This window comes from Clostridium sp. UBA5988 (assembly GCF_002435615.1).
GTDB lineage: Bacteria > Bacillota > Clostridia > Clostridiales > Clostridiaceae > Clostridium_J > Clostridium_J sulfidigenes.
In genome coordinates this window covers 1-7,687 of record NZ_DJBA01000053.1, presented here as the reverse complement: position 1 = coordinate 7,687, position 7,687 = coordinate 1, and the positions used below count along the sequence as shown (strand labels likewise).

The window sequence follows — 7,687 nt, the reverse complement described above, 5'->3', positions numbered from 1 at the left end:
CAACCGCTATTGCGACAGCCCCTTTAACTTTTTCTAATCTTATATTTCCAGTGGTAGTTACATACACTTGGTTTATACCTTCTTTAACGCAAATAACATTGTTAATATTATATATAGGTATAGATATTAACTGATTTCTTAGTATTTTTTCACATTCCTCATAAATAATTTTTCTTTTTTCGTCATTCATTTCATATTTTGCAGAATTAATAAGATTGTAATATTCTTCATTTTCATATGAAATAAGATTATTATTAGAAATTTTATGGAAACTCTCAAAATACTCTCCAGGATTTCTATAGCTGAAATCAAACCTCTGCAATACTATATCATAATCTCCTTTATCAACAGCATTTTTCAACTCTTCTTTAGAATATTCTTTTAAAACTATTTCTGAATCAGTACACTCTTTAATATCAATACTTAAATCTTCAACAATTCTCCTATTCAAGTTATTTTTTTCAAAAATTACTCTTATTTCAGGATTTTCATTGATATTGACCTTGTTAAAGAATTCTTTAGCTTTTTCAGTATCTCCAAAAATCGAGAATACTTGTTCTGTTTCATCTGTTTCCATCACATAGGATGTAGCTGGAGTAAGTAATTCTTTGCATATAAGTTGAGAGTAGTATTCCTTTGATAAAAGTGAGTTTATAGCTATTCTAAAATTTACATCTCCACCAACAGTTTCTTTATCCGGGTTAAAACTTAAATAATATACAGCTGAACCATTAAAACTTTTCACCATTGAATTTTGAGATAATCTTAAAAGTTCATTTATTGGAGCATCCATCATTATATCAATACTACCTGAAAAATAATCTGTATTGGTCTCCGTTGATTTTTCAAAAATAGCTAAAGTATTTTCTTCGCTGTTTAAAAATGTAATTCTAATAGTTTCATCAGTAATTTTAATTCTTTCATAATGCTTTTGATTTTTTTCTATGTAGATCCCATCATTCTTTACATCTTTAATTACAAAGGGACCTGTATACCTTATTGAAGTAAAATTTTCCTTATACCTATCCAGGGTTCCGTAATCTCTAATGTTAAATACTGGGTTAGCTATGATATTAATAAAATAAGGATTTTTATAATTTAGTCTAATAGCTATGGTACTATCATCTTTTACGTTTATTGCCACATTTGAAAAATCACCAATTCCTTCTCTAAACTCCTTAGCTCCATATATACAATCTAAACTACTAGCATATACATTATTTCTATCACTTAAAAATCCTTTAAAAAAACTCTTAATTGCCTCTGCAGTAATTTTTTCTCCTGTACTATAATATATATCCTCTCTTAATATAAAAGTGTATTCTAAGCCATCTTCTGAAGTTATTATCTCCTTTGCAAGTGCTGGTACTATTTCTCCATTGTTATCTTCTTTTACTAAACCTTCAAAAAGTGTTATTAGCAAATCTTTATCTCTTACAGTATTTTCTCTTGTTAACTGTAAATCTTCAGGATTTACATTCATATTGTAAGTTATATAATTGACTTTACTATATTTTACAGAATTTAATTTATCTTTCTCAATAGATATTCCTGCTAAAATTATTATAATGCAAAGTACTGTAAATATTATTTTCTTCACCACAACACCTCCTATATTTAAAATTATTTACTCATTTATTTCAAAATAAACAATTCTGAGCAAGTTAACACAAAATTCTTCTTTTCCAATTGTAAACATGTGATATAATATTTATAATAATGTGTAAATAAATTGGAGGTATCTTATGGTTTACTTAGATATTATATTGAAAATATTAGGAATCTTATCTTTAATAACTTTTATGATAATAATCATTTGGGGATTTGTTGTTTTCAATTCTATATATAGCCAGCTGAGATATAGTAATTATATACTTGAAAAAATCTCACATATATTAAATATTTCATGTATAGATATGCACGCTAAGGAAAAGGAACAACAACAAAAATCTGAAATAATTGATGAAAACTCTAATTCAGAGCGTTTAGATAGTACTTCTGACTCTACTATCTAGAATAATAATTATTTAGTTATGGATGATACTCCTAATCAACAGAAAAGTTTATATTGATTAGATGTATAGTACAATACAGATTATTTACTATAGCAATTAGCCCCATGGATAAAAACTCCATGGGGCTAATGCTTTCTACTTTAAATCATTCCCTTAAACTCTTCTTCAGAAATTACTCTAATTCCCAATTCTATAGCTTTATTATACTTAGAACCTGGGTCTTCTCCAACTATAACAAAGTCTGTTTTTTTACTTACAGAACCTGCTACCTTTGCACCGAAACTTTCTAATTTATCTTTAATTTCATTTCTTGAAAATTCTTTTAAACTTCCTGTAACTACAATAGTTTTATCTTTAAAAGGATTTTCATCTATTTGCTGAACTTGTTCCTCCCTTGGAGTTACACCCAAATTTAATAGCTCATTTATGGTTTCTCTAGATTTATCTAATGAGAAGAATTCAACTATAGTTTTTGCAACTATATCTCCTATATCGGGAACTGATATTAATTCTTCAAAGGATGCTTTCTCAATATTTTTTAAAGTTTTAAATTTCTTTGATAGATCCTTAGCTGTCTTTTTACCCACATTCGGAATACCTAGTCCATATATAAATGAAGATAATTCACATTCTTTACTATTCTCTAATGCTGTTAATAGATTTGTAGCTTTCTTATCTCCAAACTTTTCTAATCCAACTAATTCCTCTTTTTTTATTCTATATAAATCTGCTATTGACTTTATTCCAAGTTTTTCAAATAATTGTTCAGCAGTTTTTTCACTAAATCCAGCTATATTCATAGCTTCTCTGCCAGCGTAGTGAACTATAGTTTTTACCATTTGAGGCTTACATGCTAAGGTGTTTTCACAAAACAAATGCACTCCATCTCTAAATAATTCTTCCCCACAACTAGGACATACCTTAGGCTCTTCAATAGAAATACTTCTTTCTAATGACTCCTCTACTACTCCCATTATTTCTGGAATTACATCATTAGATCTTCTAACAAATACTGTAGCTCCAATTTTCACTCCCTTACGCTGAATATCATCTAAGTTATTCAAAGTAGCTCTTTTAACTGTTACACCACCTAATTCTACTGGCTCAAGAATTGCAGTAGGACTAACTCTTCCACTTCTACCTACATTCCATTCTACATCCAAAAGCTTAGTAGTTGTTTCTTCTGCTTCAAACTTATAAGCTATTGCCCACTTAGGAAACTTAATTGTATATCCTAATACCTCTCTAGTTTTTATATCATCAATTGCTATAACTACGCCATCTATGTCATAATTCAAGTTGTTTCGAATACTATTAATATATTCAACTTGTTTTTCTATCTCATCAATATTAGTGCATGTTTCCATATAATTATCCATAGGGAGTCCCATTTTTTTTATAAAATTCATCATTTCAGTATATGTATTAAATGGATTTCCTTCATTATATCCAACATCATAGAAAAAAGCAGATAAATTTCTTCTGGCAGTTTCCTTTACATTTAAATTTCTAAGTGCTCCAGCTGCTCCATTCCTCAAGTTCTTTAATGGGATAGAAGCATTTTTATTATAGTTTTCAAAAGCTTCCTTTGTCATAATAGCTTCACCATGAACCTCGATTATACTGTGATTATCTATTATGAGTGGAATAGATTTTATAGTCTTTACTTGACTAGTAATGTCTTCTCCAATTTCTCCAGTCCCTCTAGAGGATCCAACTATTAAAATCCCCTCTTGGTTATAGGTCAAATTTATAGAAAGTCCATCAAACTTTTTAGTAACAATATACTTAACACTTGGTAGTTTTTCTTCATGATTATTATTATACTCATTTATAGCTTTAATATTTCTATTATGCCAATTCTTAATTTGTTCTATGGATTGAGCCTTATCTAAACTCCAAAGAGGAGCTCTATGTTTATATTTTCTAAATTCATCTAAAACTATATCTCCTATTCTTAACGTTGGTGAATAAGGTAAAACCTCTTCAAGTTCACTTTCTAACACTTTAAGTTCATCATATTTTTTATCATATTCCTTATCAGATATGATAGGATTATCTAGTACATAGTATTCATAGGAGTATTTATTTAACTCCTCTACTAACTTCAGCATTTTACTACGCTTATCATCACTCATTATAACGCTTCCTCCTATTAACTTAAAAATAGCTCTTATATATATTTAAAATTTAATTATAGGCTATGTTTTATTAACATCTAAAACATAGCCTATAATAAACTTATTCTGCTGTCTTCGTGACTTTCTTACACTATATTAAGCTAGTTCAAGACCTGCCTTATTAAGCATTAGCTTTTTGATTCCCATATTGTTAAAGGCTATAGTTACTATAGTTTCTCCATTGTCTGAGGATATAGATACTACAGTTCCCACTCCAAATTTACCATGTCTTACTTTTACCCCTATAGTAAGTTCTTCTTTAGCTGCACATTTGTCAACTCCACATTCCATGCCACTAATTTCACTTGAAGCCATAGGTTTCTTTGAATTATAAAAACCACTTCTAAAGGAGTGAGGATTATTATTAACTCTATTATTTACTTTATTGTTAATATTATCAAAACTTCCTCTAGATTGAGTTCCTCCATCATCATTCAAATCACATTTTAATTCCTTAGGAATTTCACTTATGAAATCTGATATAGGATATCCCACAGTTCTACCAAATACCATTCGCTGTTCTGCCGATGATATATATAGCATCTCTTCAGCTCTTGTAATGGCAACATAGCAAAGTCTTCTTGATTCTTCCATCTCATTAAAATTATTCAAAGAAGCCATGCCTGGAAATATTCCATTTTCCATTCCAACTAAGAAAACTACTGGAAATTCAAGTCCTTTTGAACTATGAACAGTCATCATTACTACTGCATTATTCTCTTCATCTAAATTATCTATATCAGAAACTAAAGTTACCTTTTCTAAAAAGGCACTTAAGGATTTATCTTCTGAAGAATTTTCAAAGACTACAGCATCAGATACAAGTTCCTTTAAGTTTTCTATTCTACTTTCATCCTCGGCACTACTAGAACCCTTAAGCATTTTCATGTATCCACTTCTATCTAAAATATCCTCAATTAGTTCAGGTACACTTATATTCTCTGCATCCACTATAAGAGTATTCATTAAGCTCACAAATTTATTTATAGCTGTTATAGCTCTTGCAGAAAGATTTGGTATAAATTCTGCATCCAAAAGCGCATCATACATGCATATATTATTTTCTGCTGCAAATTCCTGTACCCTAGCTATGGTTGTGTCTCCAATACTTCTTTTAGGCTCATTTATAATTCTTTTTAAACTTATATCATCAAGAGGATTATTTATCACTTTCAAGTAAGCCATAATATCCTTAATTTCTTTTCTTTCATAGAATCTGAGTCCCCCTACTATTTTATAGGTTATCTCATTCCTTCTAAAGGCTTCCTCAAATATACGCGATTGAGAGTTCATTCTGTAAAGTATAGCAAAATCCTTTAAGCTTCTATTTTCTTCTCTTATCATTCTTTTAATTTGAGTCGCTACAAAGTTTCCTTCATCTATATCGCTATAGGCTCTGTATACTTTTAGCTTTTCTCCAGATTCACTTTCAGTTCTTAATACTTTATCTTTTCTTTGCGCATTATTTCTTATAACCTTATTAGCAGCCTCTAATATGTTTGATTTCGACCTATAGTTTTGCTCCAACTTAATAACCTTAGCTCTTGGAAAATCCTTTTCAAAGTCCAATATATTATTTATATCTGCACCTCTCCATGCATAAATACATTGATCGTCATCTCCAACTACACATATATTTTCATTTTCATTAACTAAAAGCTTTATCAATTCATATTGACATTTATTGGTATCTTGATACTCATCTACAAGAATATATTTAAATTTTCTTCTATAAAACTCTCTAACCTCATCATTTTCTTTAAGGAGTTTAACAACTAAATAAATTAGATCATCAAAATCCAAAGAATTTGTAGTCTTTAATTTCTTTTCATAGGTTAGATAAACATCTGCTATCTTATTCATTCGAAAGTTTCCTTCATTTTCTTTTTTAAACTTCTTGGCAGATATTAATTTATTTTTAGCATCGGAAATTTTTGAGATAATTTCTCCATCAGTTATGTCTTTATCATTGATATTAAGTTCTTTCATGCACTGCTTTACTAGTGATTTAGCATCGTAACTATCATATATAGTAAAATTTTTATTGTATCCTAACTTATCAATTTCTCTTCTTAAAATTCTTACACAGCTAGAGTGAAAAGTTGAAACCCACATTGTATCAACTATATCTCCTACTAATGATTTAACTCTTTCCTTCATCTCTCCTGCTGCTTTATTTGTAAAAGTCAAAGCTAAAATCTGTGAGGGATATATATTTAAATCATTTATCATATGTGCCATTCTATAAGTAAGAACCCTAGTCTTTCCTGATCCTGCACCTGCTAAAATTAACAAGGGGCCTTCTACGGTAACAGCTGCTTCGTATTGCTCCTTGTTTAATAGCTTTTTTAAATCCATCTAATCACTCCTAAATTTATAGTTATCTAATGTAATTTATTAATCTTCTTTATCCTATAATATAATACTATACTATGAATATTTAACCTATTCTTTATTATACCATATACTATGAATTTATAAACGACATATAAATAATTACTCAATATAGTTACTACACCATAACCTTATACTGTAATTATTTTAATTTCTATTAAGTTGATTAAATAGAAAAAGCCTTACTCTATTCAAAGTAAGGCTTTTTCTTATATTTAATCTATGATTACTTATAACTTTCTATTTATCTTCATATTCATTCCAATCAACTCTTTCAAATACTACCTTATATCCATTATTTCCATAATTTAAAGAACGATTGACTCTACTTATGGTAGCAGTGCTGGCTCCAGTACTACTAGCGATATCTAAATAAGTTCTTCTCTCTTTAAGCATTCTTGCAACTTGAAGTCTTTGCTCCATAGCTTTTATTTCATTTATTGTACAAACATCTTCAAGGAACCTATATACTTCCTCTCTGGTTTTAAGAGATCTAATCGCATCAACAAGATAATCCATTTCTGGAGTTTCAAGTTTTGAAACATATCCACTCATTATTTTCTCCCCTATCACTTAAAAATTCATCTATATACATTATAAAGTTATCATACTAAAGTGTAAACATTTAATCTTTAATATAATTTTATCAGACATTAAATACAAAAGCTATCCCCCTGGATAGCTTTTAGTTAAAGTATAAATATGTTTATTCCTATAATTGATCCTGCAAAAACAACTGCTGATACTATAGTAAGTTTAGTTAAGAATGATTCCTTTGTTTTAGTTTTATTCTTGCTATAAAAAGTTTCTGAACTTCCAGCTACTAAACCACCTAAACCTGATGATTTACTTTCTTGAAGAGATGTTGCTAATATAACTGTTAATGCGGAAATAATTATTACAACCTTTAGTGCTGTTATCATTATTATGCCCCCTTAATTCTTTATCCTTATACATGTAATATATTTTATCACAGTAAAAATATTTTTACAATGGAAACAGTAATAAATCAGAGCTTTAGCATGAAAATTCCAGTAAAATTTTTATTTTTACTTTAATTGTAATCTATTCAAGCTAATTAAAGGACTGGTAAGTCCA

6 protein-coding genes are annotated in these 7,687 nt (G+C 28.9%); 1 reads left to right on the top strand and 5 read right to left on the bottom strand.

Going from position 1 to position 7,687, the window contains the following annotated elements; genetic code table 11:
* Positions 1-1,600, bottom strand: a 1,600-nt coding sequence (locus B3J31_RS11825; protein ID WP_346873999.1) for an ABC transporter substrate-binding protein, incomplete at its 3' end; no start/stop codon positions are given.
* A gap of 145 nt (positions 1,601-1,745) precedes the next feature.
* On the opposite strand from B3J31_RS11825, the gene B3J31_RS11820 reads away from it, so the two are divergent.
* Positions 1,746-2,015, top strand: coding sequence for a hypothetical protein (locus B3J31_RS11820; RefSeq protein ID WP_150845066.1), 270 nt, complete (start codon positions 1,746-1,748; stop codon positions 2,013-2,015).
* A 140-nt stretch (positions 2,016-2,155) separates the two neighbouring features.
* Here B3J31_RS11820 and ligA read toward each other — a convergent pair whose 3' ends face one another.
* The 4 genes from ligA to secG all read right to left on the bottom strand — a co-directional run bounded on the left by ligA (position 2,156) and on the right by secG (position 7,512).
* Positions 2,156-4,153, bottom strand: coding sequence for an NAD-dependent DNA ligase LigA (gene ligA, locus B3J31_RS11815; RefSeq protein WP_346867801.1), 1,998 nt, complete (start codon positions 4,151-4,153; stop codon positions 2,156-2,158).
* A gap of 138 nt (positions 4,154-4,291) precedes the next feature.
* Positions 4,292-6,553, bottom strand: coding sequence for a DNA helicase PcrA (pcrA, locus tag B3J31_RS11810; protein ID WP_346867800.1), 2,262 nt, complete (start codon positions 6,551-6,553; stop codon positions 4,292-4,294).
* Between the two features lie 276 nt (positions 6,554-6,829).
* Positions 6,830-7,144, bottom strand: a complete 315-nt coding sequence (locus tag B3J31_RS11805; protein ID WP_035135244.1) for a YerC/YecD family TrpR-related protein — start codon at positions 7,142-7,144, stop codon at positions 6,830-6,832.
* Between the two features lie 134 nt (positions 7,145-7,278).
* Positions 7,279-7,512, bottom strand: coding sequence for a preprotein translocase subunit SecG (gene secG / locus B3J31_RS11800; RefSeq protein ID WP_150845069.1), 234 nt, complete (start codon positions 7,510-7,512; stop codon positions 7,279-7,281).
* Between the last annotated feature and the right edge of the window lie 175 nt (positions 7,513-7,687).